Genomic DNA, 18632 nt, shown 5'->3' with positions numbered 1-18632 from the left:
GTTTATAATTTATGTTGTTGCAACCAATATTCAAGCAAACCAACTTGCCACAGCTTAGAAATACCTGAAGGAGTAAAATTTTTGGGTGAATTTGTAAATAGGTTTTGAACTACTTGCGCATTAAAAATTCCTCTTTGCTTTATCTTGTCAGGAGAAAGTACATCACGCATGAGTTCCAAAGTGCTTCCTTCTAAATATTTCAATGCTGGAACAGGAAAATACCCTTTAGGGCGATTTACAATTTGTTTCGGGAGCATTTTCTTTCCGAGCTGTTTTAAAATGTATTTACCTCCTTGAGGTAATTTAAATTGAATGGGTATAGACGTTGCGAGTTTAAGCATTTTTTCATCCAAAAATGGAACTCTTGCTTCAAGGCTTGCTGCCATGGTCATATTATCAACTCGACTTAATGGTCCATTTGCTAATGCAAAGGTACTTTCATATTTAAGTAGATTATCTATTGGGTTTTTAGAGTTATTTTTTTCACAAAGTCTAATTAAAAAATCAGAAGCATGAAATGTCGTTTGAAAGTCAAGGGTTACGAGTTGCTGATATTCTTTAAAAGAGCGATCAGCTACTTTGTCAAAAATAATTGGTGCTGATTGGGAGGGTAATGTCGGATTTAAGTGTATGTTTTGAAACCAATGATATCCTGCAAAAATCTCGTCTGCGCCTTGGCCTGAAAGGACTACTTTTACATGTTTGGCAACCTCATGAGAAAGAAGATAAAAACCAATATTGTCATGACTTAACATGGGTTCTGACATGGCAGAAATACAATTTCCCAAGGAATACGCTAACTGCTTATTTGAAATAAACATTTGCTGATGTTGGGTATTAAATTTCGAAGCAACAAGATTTGAATACAAAAACTCATCTCCTTGTTCCTCTTTTGAGCTGTCAAATCCAATGGAGAATGTTTGAATTTTTTTATGTCCAAGTTTGGCAGCCATGGCCACGAGCAATGAGGAGTCCAATCCTCCTGAAAGTAAAATGCCAACTGGAACATCTGCGGCTAATTGGCGATGAGTTGCTGATTTTAACGCTTCATAAGTTTCTTTTATCCAGTAGTTTTCATCATGATAATGATCGGTTTTTGTATTATCAAATGTTAACTCCCAGTAATGCTTTTCTTCAATGTGGCCATCAGGATGGATAGTCATTAGAGAGCCTGGAGGAAGCTTTTTTACCCCGGATAAAATGGTCAAGGGTTCTGGAACAGCATGAAACATGAGGTAATAATGAAGCGCAATTTTATCGATTGAGGTATCGATATCACCAAATTCAATTAAGGCAGGTAAGGTGGATGCGAACTTGAACCCATGATTTACATCCGTGCTGTAATAAAGAGGTTTAATACCTAGACGATCCCGTGCAAGTACCAATTTACCTGTAGCTTGTTCCCAGATTGCGAAAGCAAACATACCACAAAGACGATGAACACAGTCTTTTCCCCAAGCATGATAGGCCTTAAGAAGTACTTCCGTATCACTATTTGAAACAAAGGAGTATCCTTTAGATTTTAGAACGTCGCGTAGTGCTACAAAGTTATAGATTGCTCCATTAAATACAAGTGCCAAGCCTAAATCTGAATCAACCATGGGTTGCATGCCACGATTAGAGAGATCAAATATTTTTAGTCTTCTGTGTCCAAGCGCCATATTTTTCGTGAAGTATATTTGACCATCATCGGGTCCCCGGTTAAGCTGCTTAAGTAATGCCTTTTCTAGATTAAAAAGAGGGATGTTTTTTTTATTGAATTGGAATTCCCCAGCAATACCACACATAGCTCCTCCCTGTTTATAATTTTGCAGTTAACGTGTTAGATTTATCTACTAAGGTAATATCAGTTTTTAATGGTTTAAAAAATAATAGACGAGGTTGGCCACCAAACTTGGTAAATTCTTCTTGTTCCATGTGTTTTAGGGTCTTTTGTAAAATTCTTTTTGAGCCTTCATTTGACGGGTGAACTGTAGCAGCAATTTCTTTAATGTTTTTTTCTAAAGTTTCATTGGCACTCTCAGAGATAATGTGTTTAATAAATTTTTTTCCTAAAATTGCAATTTCAGTGCCATAACCTTTTCCCCAAAATGCTTGATCAATGATATAAGCCATTTCGGCGACATTTTGATGCCCTATGCCTATAGTGGCAAAATCGTTTAAAGAGTGTTTTATATGGAGATAGCCAATAAATTCTTGAGTACTCGAATGGTAAATTGAAAACACGGAGAATTTATTACCCGAATTCCAACATTTGGTTTTATTTTGTATGAATTCTTTTATAGCAGCAGAGTGCCAAATTTTTCCTTCGCCAAACAGGTTTATATTTTCAGGATTTCCTAAAAGTTGACTGTATTTATCGATTAAAAAACACTCTTCATCTTGGTTAAGGGATCGGGCCTCCAATCTACTTGAGTAAATTGTATACTGATTTAATTTACTTTTAATGAGTATATTTCCCAACTTTTTTGAGGTATAGGTTATGTGTTTCATCGATGTTTTCCTCGGCTTGGTTTTTATTGGGTGGTGAGTATCTCACTAGGGACATGGAATAATTGATTCGTGTTTGTACAGAGGCTTTTGCAGTAAGAATTCGCTGATGTTGTGCTTCACAATATCTTTAATACAACGATTCTGAGAAAATACATTGCGTTGGCGTTCAGAACTCGTACCAGAGTCCATGATTACATTAAGGTTAGAGAAATAATTTTGATAGCCTAATTTTTTGATGTATGGACTTAATTTTTCAATCCATTCATTAATATCTTCGCGCATTAACTTAGTTTTACCTTCCGTATTCATTAATAATTCAGCATCTAAGCCATAACGAATGGCCCTCCATTTGTTTTCCCGAGAAAGCCAATAAGGAGGATAAGCTACTGCTTCAAGCCAACTTCCATTATCAGCAAACCAATGAGCAAGAGTATGAACCAAGGCAACTAAAGCAAGTGTTTCTGATAGAGTCGCTGCGCCATCACACACACGAATTTCTAGTGTTCCAAAACCAGGGCTGGGTCTTAAATCCCACCATAAATCTTTAAGAGAGTTAATTGAACCACATAACTTTAATGTTTTATAAAGATTTTCAAAATCTTGCCATGTTTTGACTTGATAGGGTTGTCCTGCTGTTGGTAGTGCTTCATAAGTGGTTGGTCTATAAGAAGCAAGCCCTGTATCTATTCCTTGCCAAAAGGGGGAGCTTGAAGAAAGGGCTAATAAATGAGGTAAAAAATACATAAAAAAATTGTTAAAACGAATACAGTCTTCACCGCTAGACATACCTAGATGAATATGTAATCCATAGACACTCATACGTCGTGTAAGCCATTGATTACGATCAATGAGTTCTTGATAACGAGTTGTTGGGGAAACAATCCAATCAGAATATTTAGAAAATGGGTGAGAGCCTGTGGTTGCAAATAAAATTCCTAACTCTTGTGTTGCATGTTGTAGTGAAGCAAGTGTTTTATGAAGATCTTCTGCTACTTCCTGAACAGTAATACATTTATCTGTATTCACTTCTATAGTACTCAAATAAAACTCTGGTTTAACTTTTTCAAGGTGTGCGGTCGCATTCAGCACTTCGGTGGCTCTTGAGCATAGATTGTAGTCTTCAGAATTGATGAGCTGGAGTTCAATTTCTACTCCCAAGGTTAAAACTCCATTACTTTTAAAATAAATTTCTCCCATATCCGAGGAACAAGCCAATTGCGCAGCATTCTTAGTTAAATTTAAAAGGTTGTTACGTTGATTATCCATTTTGATAATCCTCCTTTGTTAATTATTGCGGAGAGTGCTAGTAATTGGTGTATTGGGCATTATTTCCAATACTGTGTTGAGGATATTTCAATAGTTCTATTGACTAGTTAGTTACTAATAAATAACACTCTATGTAATTTCTATACAAACTATTTGTATAGAAATTATTTGACATGGTAACGATTATATTTATTCTTTTCAACCCATACTTCCGTGAAAACAATAATCATAAAATGAGAGTAGGATCTATTTTTGCCAAAAGAAAGTGCTGGAGAAACGGCCATGAGAGGCTAGGGTACTGCTACTAATTCTTGTTCTTGTAGGTTGTTTATTACCCAATTATTTAAAAATAAAAGGGCTTCTTGTGGGCTTTCTAAACCCAGAGAATTGCTCATTTTTATGCCTTCTCCTAAACTGGCATTGTGAATAGAGAATATGCTTTGGCTTAAATAATTTTCAGCTTTGATACAGGCCTTAACTGCCGCGCTAATGGCTGATTTTGTACGACTTAAATTGCCAGTTTGTTGTGCCCATACTGCATAACGAAAAAAAGCTTCAGCAAGCATCATGTAAGCATAACTGCCATATTGAGTTAAACTTGTCTTACAACAATTAATTGCCTCAATTAAAATTTTCTCAGCTTCCTCTTGAGAAACCCTTTCTAATTTTTGATATAGAAATTGAATATAGCGCTGGTTTGCATGAATTGACGCAAATTTCATTGCTTGATTTAACCAGTAAAGTTCTAGGCTAGAAAACGCTTTTTCTTTTGCATCTAATGCTTGTTGAGAAAGATGAAAATAATAGGCACCCCGCAATAGCGTGAAATGATTGACTATTTCTTCATCATGAGCAAAAAAAGAGTGAGCACAAGGTTTATTTTTAGTAATAATTAATCCCAACGCGGAGTAAAGTTGTTTCCAAAGTGCACAGTACTCATTTTTCTCACAAAGAGTGACAAAATAAACAGAAAATTTGGCGATTTTGACAATAAAAGATAATGATGTGAGCGTAATTTGAGAGAAAAATTCTTGTTCATCAAAATTATTGCTGTCTAGAGAAGAAATAAATATTTGATCAGCAAGATTAGGCTGAGGTTGTAAATCAGGTAGTATTATCTTAACGGAACATGGCAATGTTTAAGCTCTCAAAGAGTTAGTTAAATGTACACCTTGATTTGTCAATATATTACATTGTACTTAATATTTAAAGGATGAATTACGATAAAAGATGGTTTTTGGATCATTACCAGCAGGCTGGATATTGTTCTTGTAATTAAAAGACGAGGCACAGAGGAGGGATGATACGAACTCCATGGATAAAAAATGAAAGATCTAAATTTAACGGTTACTAAAAAAGCGGCTTAAAAGCCGCTTTTAACCATAGGAAGTTTTTACGAACATAAGGTGAAAGACTTAACAGTAAGAAAATGTACTAGGGTGGGATTCCATGAAAGGATTCATGACAATATTAGTTATCCTTTGCATGTCCTCTTTCATGACATCTCGCGCAGTATGATTGGTTACATATTGTGCTAATTCTTGTGACTCTTTCTCATCAATTAATGGCTTTTCATGGCGAGCAATTGATGACATAAGTGTCCAAAAAGTTGGAGATGGTTCATAAGCCTTGGCATCAGGTAACTTTTGCTTCAGTTGCTCTTGATAATACCCCAAAATAACCTGTAAATACTCTTTTAATATCGCCACATCTCCAAACAAACATTGATAAGGTTTCTTATTATTTACTGCAGCAGTTAATCGAGCTAAAATATCATTTAAATCTTTGATAAACACTTGATTATTAAGAGGACCGTCACCATAGTGGTGAGATTTCAAAACACTGGAATCCTTATTTACCAATTGATTAAAGTGAGAAACTATGGACGAAATATCACTAAAAGCAGTGGTAGTGCTTAATATGTTATACGCCTCTAAGCTTAGTAATGGCAGTTTTTTGGATGTCTCAGTGGTGTTAAAAAACGAATCTTTAGGCGAGTTGGAATAATGTTTCATTATTTCCCCTTGTTTATTAATAAACCATCAAAAGGGGCAAAATTATATCAAGGTAATATTAAGAGAAGCTTAATAAAGTTAAGTTTTGTTCAAAAAATCTTTATACAGGACAAAAAATTACTGTATTTGATTATTTTAAGCAGTAAAAGGGAAAACTATGGGCGCTATTTAATGAGATTCATATGTTTTAATAGGGCGTGTTGACAATTCATGTTCCCCGCCTACATGCCTTAACCCATTATTACAAAATCACATACTCTGTTCCATTTATGCTTTTGAGAAATCAGGTGGATTTAATTTTCATTCTTATACTCGAATTGTTAAAAATTAGGAGCAACATGTAATGCTACTCCTGTAAACGCCTTATTGAAATTTTCAAAACTGTCATAATATTCCTCGAATGAAGGATACATTTTGATTTCACCATTTTCAGGATCAATGACTTGAAACTGATCTTGCCATACTCTTGCAAATAAAACATGAAGTCCTTGGCTATTCGAAGAGCGAGAGATAAGAAAGGTGAATCCTCCTTTAAAAAACTCATTATTTATTGAATAAGGATCTTCTATTTTTAGTACACTATATTGATTTATTTTGTTTGTATTCTGATGAAATAAGGTATATTGATTTATAATATGTTGCGATAATTCAGGACGACTGTTTTTAATCCTATTGCTTAAATCTAATAAATCATCCGTTTTTTCTACAAAATCCAGCCCGATCATTTTTATTTTATATTGGCTTAAATAGAGAATTACTTTTTCAATATCTGCTTGTTTACCAGGTTCTAGCCAAATTTGCTTATAAATTTGGAGCTCTTGAGTACGCGTGGGTTCGTTAATCAGTTTAAGTTCTTTGAGAACCATTAAAATACTACAAGCAAAACAGGAGCTTGGAAATGTTTGTATCAAGGGGATAAATTCAACGCTAGAGAGGCTAAATAATGATTTTTCAATACTATTTAATATATTCGATAATTCAATATCTTTTAAAACATACTCAGTCAACTCATTCGATGAAACAATCAACTCTTCAAAACCAGAAATTAAGTGTCTACACAGGGCTTTGTTGTCAATCAAAATATATTTTTTAATCTCTGGATCAATATTTTTTATCTTATTAAAGCTCAGACTGATGTTCATTTTTTTTTGTTCTAGCTCAAGACATAGTTGGTTAAGACACTCTATAGTTTCTCGTTGGCAGGAGATAGGAATATCTTTATCAAAAGTGATAATAATATTCTGTTCCCAATCATCCTTATCTAATGAACTAAGGGGGGCTCTCATTTTTTTCAGGAAAGTCTGTAAAGAAATTAAAAGTGCACTACAGTTTGATTTTTTAAGATAAATTTTCATGGTCTTGATCTATTCAGGCATCGAAATAAAAACAGCAAAAAATACTTAAATGAAGTATATTTTGGTTGATTATAGAGCAAAAACCACTTTAAATAATAGATGTTTTAAACATCAAACCATCAATGGAATCATGAAATCAAATCATCAATTAAAAATTGTTCTAGCTAGTGCCTCTCCAAGACGCTTACAAATATTGCAAAAACATGGATTGACAGCAGTGGTTATGCCTGCTGATATTGAAGAAATTCGGCAAGAAAATGAAGAGGCTAAAGAATATGTAACTCGTCTTGCTCGAGAAAAAGCACAAACGATTTTGTCTCAAGTTGCACTAGAAAATACGGATCTCATTTTGGCTGCAGACACTACAGTGGTTTATCAGAAACATATTTTAGAAAAACCTCGCGACTATGAGGATGCATCAAGAATGTTGCATATGTTAAGTGGTGATTCTCATGACGTTTATACAGGTTACGCTCTAATTTTTCTACCCGAACAACAATGGTGTATTAATTATGTGACAACTAATATTACTTTTCATACCTTAACAGAACAACAGATAAAAAATTATATTGACTCAAAAGACCCTTTTGATAAAGCTGGAGGATATGGTATTCAACAAGTACGTGATACTTTTGTTAAAGAAATAAAAGGTTCCTATTACAATGTAATGGGATTACCTATCGAGGAAATTTTGCAAAAAATATCTCTTCGTGATTCTAAATCATGTAAATCGAGACAAAATGGATCGTGATTTTTATTTTTTTAATTGCCATATAGTTAATTGTGCTATGGAGTGCTGAAACTTACGCTCAGTTTCACGGATTACGAACGGAATATCATCTGTGACAAGCAAATTAAATCGAGGTTTTAATAAAGATTTTAAGCCCTCTATGGTCTTTTGAAATTCTCCATTAACTCTAATTCCTCCTAGCCAGTTGGATTTATCAGTGTATTCTTCGAGCCAAGTATAGGAAGAGGTTAAAGCCAGAAGTCCCTTAGGTCTAAGGCGTTCACGGATGGATTTTAAGAAAAAGGCTGGATCGTAAAGTTTGTCTATTAAATTACCGCAAAATATGAAATGATAACCTTTAAAAATTGGCTTTAGATTACATGCATCTCCTTGAATAAAATGAACTTTATCAATTAAATCGTCATAACCTAGATCAGACAAGGTCAATTCTTTATAGTCCACCAAATCACCTTCAGAAGTTATTGCATAGCGAATAATTCCAGCCTCCTTAAAACGCACTCCTTGTTGGATAAAGCGAGTTGAAAAATCAATTGCATCAACATGTTCAAAGTGCTTGGCTAATTCAAAGCTAAAACGACCTACTGAACAACCAAGATCCAATGCTTTTAAATGCGACTCTTTAATAAAAAATTCCTTACACCGATTAATACATGCTACTGGGAAATTAGCTACTCCGAAATATTCATTTCCATAATGGAACTCTAAAGACTGAGCAATTAACGGATCAGTTTCATAGCCATTCATTTTTTCTGCTGGCAGCAAAGGTGTTTCACTTTGCACGTAACGAAAACCTGCATGTTGAAAGAAGTGACGTCTAAACGCATAACGTGATTTTTTTGTGGCCAAATTGCCTGTTGAAATCCAAGACCCTCCCTTAATTAGATTGTGTTGTCCATCAAAAGTTGGAGTGGAAAAATCATCATATAACGGATGTACTTTAAAACCTGGAAATGCATCTATTGGTGTTTCAGTCCATTGCCATACGTTGCCTATAACATCATAGAACGATCCATTTTTAAATTTATTTATTGGGCAAGAGGAAGCATAGTATTCAAGATGGATATTTCCTGGCGCTTCTTGCCAATCAGTAACATTATCCTCAATTTTATTACGTAAAATAGTCCATTCCTCCTCTGTTGGGAGACGAATATATTTATTTTCAATAAGTGATTTCCAATTGCAAAAAGCTTTAGCTTCATGATAATTGACCTCAACAGGCCAGTTAAGCGGCAAAGGTATTTCTTCAAGTAAATTTCTTTGCCAAAATTGTCCATTTTCAAAGCGCCAAAAACGAGGCATTTTTGTTTTGGTATACATTAACCATTGTTTTCCTTCAGAAGTCCACCAGTCAAAGTTTTCATAGCCTCCGGCTTCAATAAAGAGTAAAAACTCTTGGTTAGAGACTAAAAATTGTGAGGCATGAAAATCATTGACCCAAACTTCTTTGTTACCGTATTCGTTATCCCATCCAAAGAGGCTGTGTTCATGTCCACGACCTAATAAGATACGCTCACCAGCTACAGCGATTAATTGATTTACTGGGGCATTTCCCACTTCCTTGCAAGAGGGCCAGTTTTGGGATTTATGTAAATAGCTTAATGGGATCATTCTTAAAATGACAGAGGATGTTTCAAGATGAATTCGTTCGTGTTCAATACCCATTAAGATAAGCCAAACTATAGACTCCTGGGTTATTGGTGTTCTGAGAGGTATTATATCAATCAATTGTTCAATTAATATTTTTACCTGCTTACGATAATCAGCAACTTCTTGAACTGTCGGCCAATTATAATGAGCAGTGTTCAAATCATCCCAGGACATTTCATCAACGCCAACAGCAAACATTGATTCAAATCGGTCATTAACTCTTTTGTTAATGTGTTGGCCAAGAATCAGTTTGTTGATAAAAAAAGTCGCAGTATGGCCATAATAAAATATCAACGGATGTCTTAAAGGCTCAGCACGCAGGTAATAGGCTTGCTCATCTGCAATACAAGCAAATAGGTTTTCATAAATTTCAAAGGTTTCTTTAAAGTATTCTTTCAACTCATCTCGTTTTGGTGCGGTCAATAAACTATCAAGCAAGAGAGTTTTGAATGTATTTATTGTATATGCTTCCATATTGCTGATACCTATTTTTTTATCAATAATAATCTTAATTTATATGCATATTTCACGCCAAAATGAATAAAGTAAGGGTTTGTTAAGATGTGGGCAAATGATACTCTTTATCTATTTCTCTATTATAGGTATTTGATAAATAAATTAAATTAATTTATTCTTATAAGCACTTGTCTTAATAAAATAGCCATCAATATGGATGTTCATGAACTATCTATTGGATTGGAATTAGAAGCCAATGTGATTGATATAAATACGGGAAAGGCGAGTCTAGATTTTAACAACAGAGCATTTCAAAAAATTTCATCCTATTTTCTTTCCCAGGGCTATCCTGCGATTCAGACAGAGTTTGATGCGGCTACAATTGAATTGTCTACCTTACCTTATCACAATTTGGATTTGGCGTTTCAGAGCCTTTCTACAAGCTTGAATGCTGCCAATCATTTTTTATCGCAACAAGGATATTTGTTGCTTTTGTTAGGGTTACATCCGGGAAGAGGCCGTGATGAACTCGTCATAACTGATAGTCCATATTGTTTGGCTTCATTACCTCTCATGGCTGAACAAGGAGGCCCATTATTTTATTGCAGTTATCAAATAAATCTTGGGGTTGGTGTAAATGACATCGACCATTTGATTCCATTGTGTCATTGGCTGCAAGTGTATATGTGGCCTTGCTCTGTAATTACACAGTCATCGCCTATTTTTGCCAATAAAAATACTAATTATAAATCATTTAGAGTTCGTCTTAATGATTCTCTAAGTGGGAGTCGTACTGGTCCATTGCCTTTAGACATTTGTAATTTAAGTGAATTGAAGCACTATTGTAATCATTTACCCGATAAAGCAGATACATTACGTCAATATAATGTATGGTATGATATTCTTCCGAAACCAATTGATCCAACAAATCCATCAGCAGGCTACCGTATTGAGATTAGAATTGCTGATACCACAGAACTTTCAAAGCTCTATGTATTTACGCAGGCAATGCTTCTCACCTTTATAAGTATTTTACATAAGTTAAGAGCAAAGGAGTTATTACTTCTACCAGAAAATAGATGGTTCATTCTTAATCGTGATAGTGTATTAAAAAAAGGTAATGAGGCGAGAATTACTCATAACGGAGAAGAGTTTTTTTCTATAAAGGATTACCTTAATACTATTTGGCGTCCAATAGTTACAGACTATGCTGGATATTTAAATATCGATATGGATAAGCTCATTTCTGAATTGATTCGTGAGTCTCGTGCTGAGAGTATCTTGAAACAATCTCAAGTGACGTCTTCGGATCAAATTGCCCTTAATTATGCTTATTGCGATTTCAATCCAGGTTAGAGAGAGTTTACTGATCACGCCACAAAATTGCTGCTATTTCCCCTTGATCTTGAAATACTTCTAACAAATCATCCAATGAGTTAATCGGAACATTATTAACAACTAAGTTAAATACCAGCTTATGATTATTTTTACTATGGATATACCCGGCTAAGGCTTGCCCCTTAAGGATCATTCCAGATTCTGTGTCCCGTACATAAGATCCTGGTTTTGCATAAACATGGCCCGCAGCTCCCGAGAGTGTTGGATTCGCTTTGAAATTCTTCACAAAATCTAATGAACCATCGACTGCAAGAATGGGTAATGCATTAAAAAAAGCATCGAAAGACGTTTTTTGTTGTGACATTATTTCTAACCACTGGGTAACGACTTTATTTGTTGCTGTCGTATTACCTCCTCCACTGCCATCAACGAAATGATACTCCGAAGAGGTAATATTGTATTTGTCTTGGAGCAGTTTTTTCTCCATAGCTAAACTGCCTGTCATAGTTCGCTCCCCATTGGTGAGGCCCAAAAGTATTAGGCTCGTATCAGCGCCTATATTGTAACTTACTTTGAGGATAAATTTTGCATGTTCTTGGTATGGAAGTGATTGAAGAGAGGCAACCTGATTATTAGCATTATAAAAATGGCTAAGTTTGAGTAGATGTGTCGGATTATCTTTGACTTTTGTGATCTTGGACACATCAATCCCTGCTTGTTGCAGCGCCTCAATGAATACAGTTCTTGCGAAATTAGCTGGTTTTGTGATTCTATAAGTTTGAATCAGGGGAAAGCTATTGGTCAAAGGAGGCGAAAAGTTGCTTGGTAAATCTCCTTTGATTAAGCCAAGACAATTGGGTTTTCCTATACACTCAGGTAGGATAGGTTTTAGTTCCAGAGTATACTTTTTATTGGGTTGTACAGTGACAAGCTCATTGACTACACTAAAAGCGTCCGATTTGGGACGCCAGTTTACCCTCGCTTTTTCATCGACTTTACCGGGATTAATAATGACGTCCACTACATTATCATTAACAAATATAGGAGATACATAAAATTGATTTCTGAAATAGAACGCATCAAAGAGTCTATCATCAATGATAATGTCACCATCTATTGCATGAATACCTGATTTTTTGATTTGTTTTGCTAAATCTTGATACCCTGCTAAAGGATTTGTTTTTGTAAGTAGTGCATTACCCAGCGAGTCTGCTTCATTATGATCAAATGGAGTAAAAGCGATTTTACCGTTGGGAAGGGTACGGCCTCCCATAGTCAAATCACCAGAGGCGACCAGTACCAGATTACCCTTAAGAATTCCATGGTGAATCACACCATCATTATGCACCGTAGTGACGGAATGATAGTGGGGACCTTCTTTATTTAATAACTCACCTACACTAAATATTTTACGCACTGAACCTATAAAAAAATGAATGTCTGAATTTAAATTTAACAATTCTTTCCCAGTTTCAAGATTAAGAACACGTAACCCCCATGTTGCATTTTTATACATAGGCTTACTTATGACTGCTTCTATATCTGCAGGAATACCCGTTTCGGATGTCGCGGTGGTATCAGTACTTTTGGGTATCGTTGTTGTATTACTTAAAACGGGCATGGATAAGATCATGAAAAGCAGAGAAAGCGATACGGTGGTCAAGAGGTTCTTAAGCATGGGCTTTGTCCTTTTTTGCCATAAATTGGGAGCAATATGCACTGAGGTGCTGTGTTAGGTCGACCCCTAAAATCTTCTATGATACGGATGATTTTTTCAAGTATCTTTAGACTAATTCAACGATTCGACACTATTTTTAGGTTGTATTCTCTAGGAAGAATGGAGATGGGTCATAATAAAGTCTAATAAGAGTCGAGTTCGCTTGGGTAAGGCCTGCTGATGAGGATAGATTGCATACAAATGGTAAAAACCAAAATTATATTTTGTAAGAATTGGCTGTAGTTGCTGTTGTTGTAGTGCTATCCTGGCATTAAAATCAGTAAATTTACCTATCCCATATCCGTTAATGCAAGCAATAAGAGCGCTGTCTATATCGTTGCAATTAAATTGAGGTTCAAATGTAATGCTTCCGTGTTTGTTATTATACGTATAATTCCATTTTTCTTGATTGGAATGGTTTGAGTTCATGCAACTGATTATTCTATGATTTAATAACTCATCTACCAATTCAGGTTCCCCATATTTAAAGAGATACTTGGCACTGGCATATAAACAAATTTTTTCTTTAGTTATTAGCCTCATTTGTAAGCTACTATCTTTTAACAAGGTTTCATCATCCATATAACCTGCACCACGAATTACTAAATCCAGATGTTCTTTGACGAGATCCAACTTTTGATTATTCAGTACTAAGTCCATTTTTATATCTTTAAAATCCTCTAAAAATTGGCTTAAAAGAGGGGTTAAATAATGCCTCCCAAAATAAAAGGGCGCACTGATTCTTATTAGGCCCTTTGGTTTTTGTGCCGATGACTGGATTAAGGTAAGTGCTGTGTCTAATTCCTGTTGGATTCGGTAAGAATGTTGCCAAAACAATTTTCCTTCGGATGTTAAGTGCAACTGTCTTGTGGTTCGTTTAAGAAGTGTTACACCAAGCTTCGCTTCTAAGTGTGCAATGCGGCGACTGACTAAACCCGCTGATAGGCCTAAATGCCTCGCTGCATGGCTAAATCCACCTTGTTGCACTACAGCTACAAATAGTGCTGTATCGTCTAACATCCCCATCGATTATATGCAAATAGTAAAATATGTTATTCATTGTAAGCCATTGTTTACTTCTAGGAAACAACTTACCCTCCATAAGTCTCTTAGTTCAGAGATATTTTATTGAGGTTTCTTTTATTTTAATCAGTTATCGAGAGCGATCATGCATAACAAGCGTTTCATTAACCTGCCTGTGATTGATATTTCAAAAACGAAAGATCAACAGTCAGGACTTGAAGAATATAGTAAAATAGATGAGGCATGTAAAACCTATGGGGCTTTTTTTCTTAGTGGATTTGCATCAATAGCACAATTTGATTTACAAGGTCTTTTTTCTGAAGCGGAGCATTTTTTTAACTTAGATGTGTCAATAAAAAAACGCTATATTGCTTCTGCTGATAATCGCTATTTAGGCTATAGAGGAATAGGTAGCGAGTTTAGTGAATTGGCTCATCGCCAATATGAGCCCTGTGAACAATATAAAGTAGGTTATTTAAATGACTCAAAGAATAAAACCTCAGTACTGGGGGTAGAGGCTATTCAGGCACATAGCTCCATCTTTAAAAAACATGTGCAAGCTGGTTTCTATTCTTTGGATCATATTGGCGCATATGTTTTATCAGCAATTGCTAAGAATTTAAATTTAGGGGAACATTATTTTACTGATTATTGCAATCATCCTAATCATCAATTAGGGCTTAATTGTTATCCTATTGAAAATCATTCACCAAACCCGAATAATACGGATCAATATGGGATGAGTGCCCATAAAGATTTATGCTTAATAACCATTATTGCTCAAGATAAACCTGGATTAATGCTAAAAGATGTCTGTGGTGAATGGAAAATTGTTCCCTATATTCCCAATACATTATTTATTATGCTTGGTGAGTTTATTGAGATTTGGACTGATAGTTATTACCCGGCACCGCTTCACCAAGTTTTAAAATCAACTACAGAGAGAAGACTGTCTGTTGTTTATAAATTACGTCCCAATTATGACGCTATAATTCCCGTGATTAAAGGGATTAATCCTCACTCCAATACTGATTCAAGAACTGTCATTCATACAGGAAAAGCGTATGATGAGAAATTAAAAAATATTATGTATATCAACTAAAAAGAGGATGAATAATTTGCAACCTAAGATTTTCTTAGTAAAAGAATCTCGCCATAATGAAAAACGAGTGGCATTGATCCCTAGTGATGTTGCTCAATTAATCAATTTGGGGGTTATGGTGTATGTTGAAGATTCTGCGGGTGTCTGGGCAGGTTATAGTAATGCGGATTACGTAGTGGCAGGGGCAAGAATCCGTCACATTGACTATGATCAAGTTGATAGTTATCGCCAAGCATTGAGCGACATCGATATTATTGTGCGCGTGAAACGACCTGATCGAGCGCGCGAGAAATTAGAAAACAAGGTCATAAAGCCACACACCAAAATGGTCGGTTTATTGGATATTCTTGAAAAGGACTCGGAACATATTGCAGAATATCAACGGGCTAAAATTGATTATTATTCATTGGATCAATTTCTTTTTCCGGCTAATACGCCAATGGATTCTTTGAAGGACATGAGTCGAATAGCAGGTCGATTAGCCTTGAATCATGCGATTGAAACCTTTAATGCGCCTGTCCAACAGGTTGCAATTATTGGTAGTGGTGAAGCAGGCACTACTGCATCTCAAGAATGTATTAAACGCAACATACCACACACCATGATAACGAGTGACGTATCCAAATCCCAGTTTCTTAGTTTACAAGGTGTACATAATGTCGTTGTTGAACGTCATTTATCATTAGCGATGAGACAAGATAAAATTTACCAGGTAATTAAAGACGCTGATATTGTTATAACCGCAGCATCGACAGCCTGGATTGCTGCACCTTTGTTAATTCCAGAGTCAACCTTACTAAAACTAAAAAATGGCACAATCATTGTTGATTTAGCTGTATCTGATGGTGGTAATGTATTTGGTAGCAGACATGATGCGACAGTAACGCTAGCAAATAATGTAAAAATTATTAATGTCAGTGGTTACCCCAAAGAGTTACCCATTGAATCCAGTCGATCCTGGAGTGTGGCGAGCTCTTATTTTCTGCATCTATTATTAACATCAAAAGATACGTTAATGAAACTAAAATATTGCTAGTATTTCGTTAATGGTGTCCACTTGGTCGAAATACTGCAATTTTTGGATTAATAGGAGTAATTAAGGCTATCAACAAGGCACGTTGAACTCATGAACTCTTGTAAATAGATGGGGAGATACTCCATGTTATCCATCATAACCTTTCTTTTATAAGGACTTATTTTAAAAGTTGATTCCAAATAATGTGTGATTACCATTTGCTCTTCTTTGCTGCTCACAGAAAGGATTTGGTGAATAAAATGGGGGTGTAGCCATTTGCCAGTTTCGCCCCAAAATAAATTTTGCTTCTCATAAGTATTCGAGAAAAGTAATTCATCTAAAATAGATTGTATCGCTAGGGGAGTTAATTTAAATAAAATATTATCGATATGGGGATGTACCAATATTTTCATGAGGAAATCTATGCGTTTATTTTCTGGGATTTGAAAGTAAGGGCAGGGTTTGCTGCTATGAAATAGCATAGAGGGGGTTGCATCTTGAGAGCAGGGAGTGATGAATAAAAATGTAAATATCTGTTGTAAAACATCAGGATTTGTTTCATGCCTTATAAATTTAATTAAAGAATCGACTTCATGAGATGAAAAATTAGATACATAACAAATAAGATGATTCATGATCAATTGGAGGAAGCTCACTTTCTCTTTTGCAGTACATTGACTTTCCTCGATCAATTCCAAGAAGATAGGAATATTATTCATATCTAACATAGGTTTTTTAAGCCACTCTATTTCATTTTTTTTGAATTCTATTAACGCATTTCTTTCTATGTAGGAGTCACATTTCCATTCAATAGAGCTTGTATGGCTTATCCCTTCAGCACACAACATATTGGCAAGGAATGAGTAAGATAAGGATATTTTGATTTCTGGGTGCATGCATTTTAATTTAGAAAACAAGTGAATCGTACTTTCTGTTTTTACATCGATAATTTGGTCTATATGTTCTATGAAGTACCTTATCATGTTATTTTTTTCATTGGTGTCTGCTTCTTCCAGATAAAAATTAAGATGATCGAAAAGAGACATACTTCCTATGATTGCTTTGTTACATGTGCCTTGTTCACTGACATAATAGTTAAAATTTTGAGACATATTATCAATAAACGTTTTAAAAAGTTCATAGGGTGGCATGGTCAGCATGGAACGAATGTAATCCGTAATGTTGAGCGATAGGTTCTTCTCTTTAAGGAGGTAATTGCGAAAATCTTGGGTTTCTTTTTTCAGTGTTTTCTGGTTTTTGTTGTAAAAGTCTGCAAGTTTTTTCGATGATATACATTTATCGTGAACGAGTTCAAACCAGCGATAAAGCGTCGTAAACGAGTTCTTTTGTGCCACTTCTTTCAAGGATTCATAAAAATTTGTTTTCCATGACATGGCCTGATAAAACGGAGTTTTTGTAAAAGATAAGGCTTCTGAAATACTTTGATCGCCAGTCAATAGATTAATAGGCTCTGAGACCTCCAGAAATGCTTCTATGGACTGTTGTTGCAAAGGAAATGGATTAAACAATCGAATAATTTTGTCGGATTTATTTTGTTGGTTTTCAAATTCTTCTTTGCTTATTTCTGAATGTGTTCCTTCATCCGGATGATAAATCAAGTATAGTGGAGAACCGGATGCCGGAGGATAATAAGCTAAGAGTACTTGCTTAAGACCTTTTAAGTTCTCGACAAAACTACTCTCGCTTAATGCGTTCATCGTACTTTCTGGACTGCAATTGCTGGCATCCTTCATCTGCAAGGGAATAATGATATCAATCTCTTTCTGATCGGGATTATTATGTGCCGCAAATGTAATAAAACGTGCGGGAGTTGCGCCCGTACAGGAGTTAGCTATTTTATTAAAATAACCAAAATACAGTCCTTGCCCTTGTTTTAAGTCTTTAGGTAATTTTGAGGAGTCTTCTGGATGAATGAGAGCAAATAAATCTTTGTAAGAAGGGTTTCGTTCATTAAGATAAATTCCGAGATTTTTTTCGCCAACGCCTGTAGAAAGGAATATTGACCCAACAACAGTACTAAAAAAAGTACTTCTGTATTGGTGCTGATAGTCTAAATCGATATCGTATTCACCCAGGGCAAGAACGCGTTTCTTGGTGTTGCCAATGAGCGTCGCTGTAGAGTAATCAAAAAAATGCGGAGTAGGGTAGAGAATGATGAGATCAGCATCAGTAATCTCAGGAATCAAAGTAGATTCATTAAATTCATTGAGCACTTGATACGGCATATTGCTTTTAAACAATTTTTTAACAGGCTCTACATATTTAGATTTCACATTGACAACCACCTTGATGTCAATTGGCTCACTTTGCTTAGAGAACTCATTTATAAGACAGTGCTGTAATTTGGCTGCAGAACTTGGATCACCTAAGGTCCCTTGGGGAGCATGGGTGATAATGACAATTTTCTTCATACGATTCTCCAGAAAAGTGTTT

Annotated in this window: 14 protein-coding genes; 4 read left to right on the top strand and 10 right to left on the bottom strand. The window is 35.3% G+C overall.

Annotated elements, in window-relative coordinates:
• Window positions 1–2: 2 nt before the first annotated feature.
• The 6 genes from DYH34_RS16110 to DYH34_RS16080 form a co-directional block, all read right to left on the bottom strand.
• Window positions 3–1787: an N-acetylglutaminylglutamine amidotransferase gene (locus DYH34_RS16110; protein ID WP_058463701.1), complete on the bottom strand. Its 1785-nt coding sequence runs from the start codon at window positions 1785–1787 to the stop codon at window positions 3–5.
• 13 nt (window positions 1788–1800) lie between these two features.
• Window positions 1801–2493 (bottom strand): GNAT family N-acetyltransferase, encoded by a 693-nt coding sequence (locus DYH34_RS16105; RefSeq protein WP_058463702.1) that lies wholly within the window; start codon window positions 2491–2493, stop codon window positions 1801–1803.
• Between the two features lie 45 nt (window positions 2494–2538).
• On the bottom strand, window positions 2539–3759 hold the full coding sequence (locus DYH34_RS16100; protein ID WP_058463703.1) for a carboxylate-amine ligase: 1221 nt from the start codon (window positions 3757–3759) through the stop codon (window positions 2539–2541).
• 290 nt (window positions 3760–4049) lie between these two features.
• Window positions 4050–4895, bottom strand: coding sequence for a DUF5630 domain-containing protein (locus tag DYH34_RS16095; protein ID WP_058463704.1), 846 nt, complete (start codon window positions 4893–4895; stop codon window positions 4050–4052).
• Between the two features lie 279 nt (window positions 4896–5174).
• Window positions 5175–5774: a hypothetical protein gene (locus tag DYH34_RS16090; RefSeq protein WP_058463705.1), complete on the bottom strand. Its 600-nt coding sequence runs from the start codon at window positions 5772–5774 to the stop codon at window positions 5175–5177.
• A gap of 320 nt (window positions 5775–6094) precedes the next feature.
• A complete protein-coding gene (locus tag DYH34_RS16080; RefSeq protein WP_058463707.1) occupies window positions 6095–7129 on the bottom strand; it encodes a hypothetical protein in 1035 nt (344 codons plus the stop codon).
• Between the two features lie 130 nt (window positions 7130–7259).
• Here DYH34_RS16080 and DYH34_RS16075 point away from each other — a divergent pair, with 130 nt between their 5' ends.
• Complete coding sequence (locus DYH34_RS16075) at window positions 7260–7880, top strand: Maf family protein (RefSeq protein ID WP_058463769.1); 621 nt, start codon at window positions 7260–7262, stop codon at window positions 7878–7880.
• A 3-nt stretch (window positions 7881–7883) separates the two neighbouring features.
• Here DYH34_RS16075 and ovoA read toward each other — a convergent pair whose 3' ends face one another.
• On the bottom strand, window positions 7884–10001 hold the full coding sequence (gene ovoA, locus DYH34_RS16070) for a 5-histidylcysteine sulfoxide synthase (RefSeq protein WP_058463708.1): 2118 nt from the start codon (window positions 9999–10001) through the stop codon (window positions 7884–7886).
• A gap of 195 nt (window positions 10002–10196) precedes the next feature.
• Here ovoA and DYH34_RS16065 point away from each other — a divergent pair, with 195 nt between their 5' ends.
• Entirely contained in the window at window positions 10197–11339 is a 1143-nt protein-coding gene (locus DYH34_RS16065; RefSeq protein WP_058463709.1) for a glutamate-cysteine ligase family protein, read from the top strand.
• A 7-nt stretch (window positions 11340–11346) separates the two neighbouring features.
• Here the strand turns inward: DYH34_RS16065 and DYH34_RS16060 are convergent, their stop codons facing one another.
• A complete protein-coding gene (locus DYH34_RS16060; RefSeq protein ID WP_058463710.1) occupies window positions 11347–12999 on the bottom strand; it encodes a D-alanyl-D-alanine carboxypeptidase in 1653 nt (550 codons plus the stop codon).
• A gap of 150 nt (window positions 13000–13149) precedes the next feature.
• The gene (locus tag DYH34_RS16055; RefSeq protein ID WP_238589420.1) at window positions 13150–14058 is read right to left on the bottom strand and encodes a LysR family transcriptional regulator; all 909 of its coding nucleotides are present in this window, start codon (window positions 14056–14058) and stop codon (window positions 13150–13152) included.
• Between the two features lie 148 nt (window positions 14059–14206).
• On the opposite strand from DYH34_RS16055, the gene DYH34_RS16050 reads away from it, so the two are divergent.
• Window positions 14207–15163 (top strand): 2OG-Fe(II) oxygenase family protein, encoded by a 957-nt coding sequence (locus DYH34_RS16050; RefSeq protein WP_058463712.1) that lies wholly within the window; start codon window positions 14207–14209, stop codon window positions 15161–15163.
• Window positions 15164–15179: 16 nt separating this feature from the next.
• The gene (locus DYH34_RS16045; RefSeq protein ID WP_058463770.1) at window positions 15180–16199 is read left to right on the top strand and encodes a Rossmann-fold NAD(P)-binding domain-containing protein; all 1020 of its coding nucleotides are present in this window, start codon (window positions 15180–15182) and stop codon (window positions 16197–16199) included.
• 47 nt (window positions 16200–16246) lie between these two features.
• Here the strand turns inward: DYH34_RS16045 and DYH34_RS16040 are convergent, their stop codons facing one another.
• On the bottom strand, window positions 16247–18610 hold the full coding sequence (locus tag DYH34_RS16040; protein WP_058463713.1) for a hypothetical protein: 2364 nt from the start codon (window positions 18608–18610) through the stop codon (window positions 16247–16249).
• Window positions 18611–18632: the final 22 nt, after the last annotated feature.

Origin of the sequence: Legionella cincinnatiensis (genome assembly GCF_900452415.1) — a bacterium.
Classification (GTDB): domain Bacteria; phylum Pseudomonadota; class Gammaproteobacteria; order Legionellales; family Legionellaceae; genus Legionella; species Legionella cincinnatiensis.
The sequence above is the reverse complement of the archived record's forward strand: the minus strand, read 5'-3'. Positions and strand labels throughout refer to the sequence as shown.

What these genes read in the sequence shown, in the direction of transcription:
- DYH34_RS16110 (WP_058463701.1), bottom strand. Translation starts at nt 1,787, where the DNA reads ATGTGTGGTATTGCTGGGGAATTCCAATTCAATAAAAAAAACATCCCT.
- DYH34_RS16105 (WP_058463702.1), bottom strand. Translation starts at nt 2,493, where the DNA reads ATGAAACACATAACCTATACCTCAAAAAAGTTGGGAAATATACTCATT.
- DYH34_RS16100 (WP_058463703.1), bottom strand. Translation starts at nt 3,759, where the DNA reads ATGGATAATCAACGTAACAACCTTTTAAATTTAACTAAGAATGCTGCG.
- DYH34_RS16090 (WP_058463705.1), bottom strand. Translation starts at nt 5,774, where the DNA reads ATGAAACATTATTCCAACTCGCCTAAAGATTCGTTTTTTAACACCACT.
- DYH34_RS16080 (WP_058463707.1), bottom strand. Translation starts at nt 7,129, where the DNA reads ATGAAAATTTATCTTAAAAAATCAAACTGTAGTGCACTTTTAATTTCT.
- DYH34_RS16075 (WP_058463769.1), top strand. Translation starts at nt 7,260, where the DNA reads ATGAAATCAAATCATCAATTAAAAATTGTTCTAGCTAGTGCCTCTCCA.
- ovoA (WP_058463708.1), bottom strand. Translation starts at nt 10,001, where the DNA reads ATGGAAGCATATACAATAAATACATTCAAAACTCTCTTGCTTGATAGT.
- DYH34_RS16065 (WP_058463709.1), top strand. Translation starts at nt 10,197, where the DNA reads ATGGATGTTCATGAACTATCTATTGGATTGGAATTAGAAGCCAATGTG.
- DYH34_RS16060 (WP_058463710.1), bottom strand. Translation starts at nt 12,999, where the DNA reads ATGCTTAAGAACCTCTTGACCACCGTATCGCTTTCTCTGCTTTTCATG.
- DYH34_RS16055 (WP_238589420.1), bottom strand. Translation starts at nt 14,058, where the DNA reads ATGTTAGACGATACAGCACTATTTGTAGCTGTAGTGCAACAAGGTGGA.
- DYH34_RS16050 (WP_058463712.1), top strand. Translation starts at nt 14,207, where the DNA reads ATGCATAACAAGCGTTTCATTAACCTGCCTGTGATTGATATTTCAAAA.
- DYH34_RS16040 (WP_058463713.1), bottom strand. Translation starts at nt 18,610, where the DNA reads ATGAAGAAAATTGTCATTATCACCCATGCTCCCCAAGGGACCTTAGGT.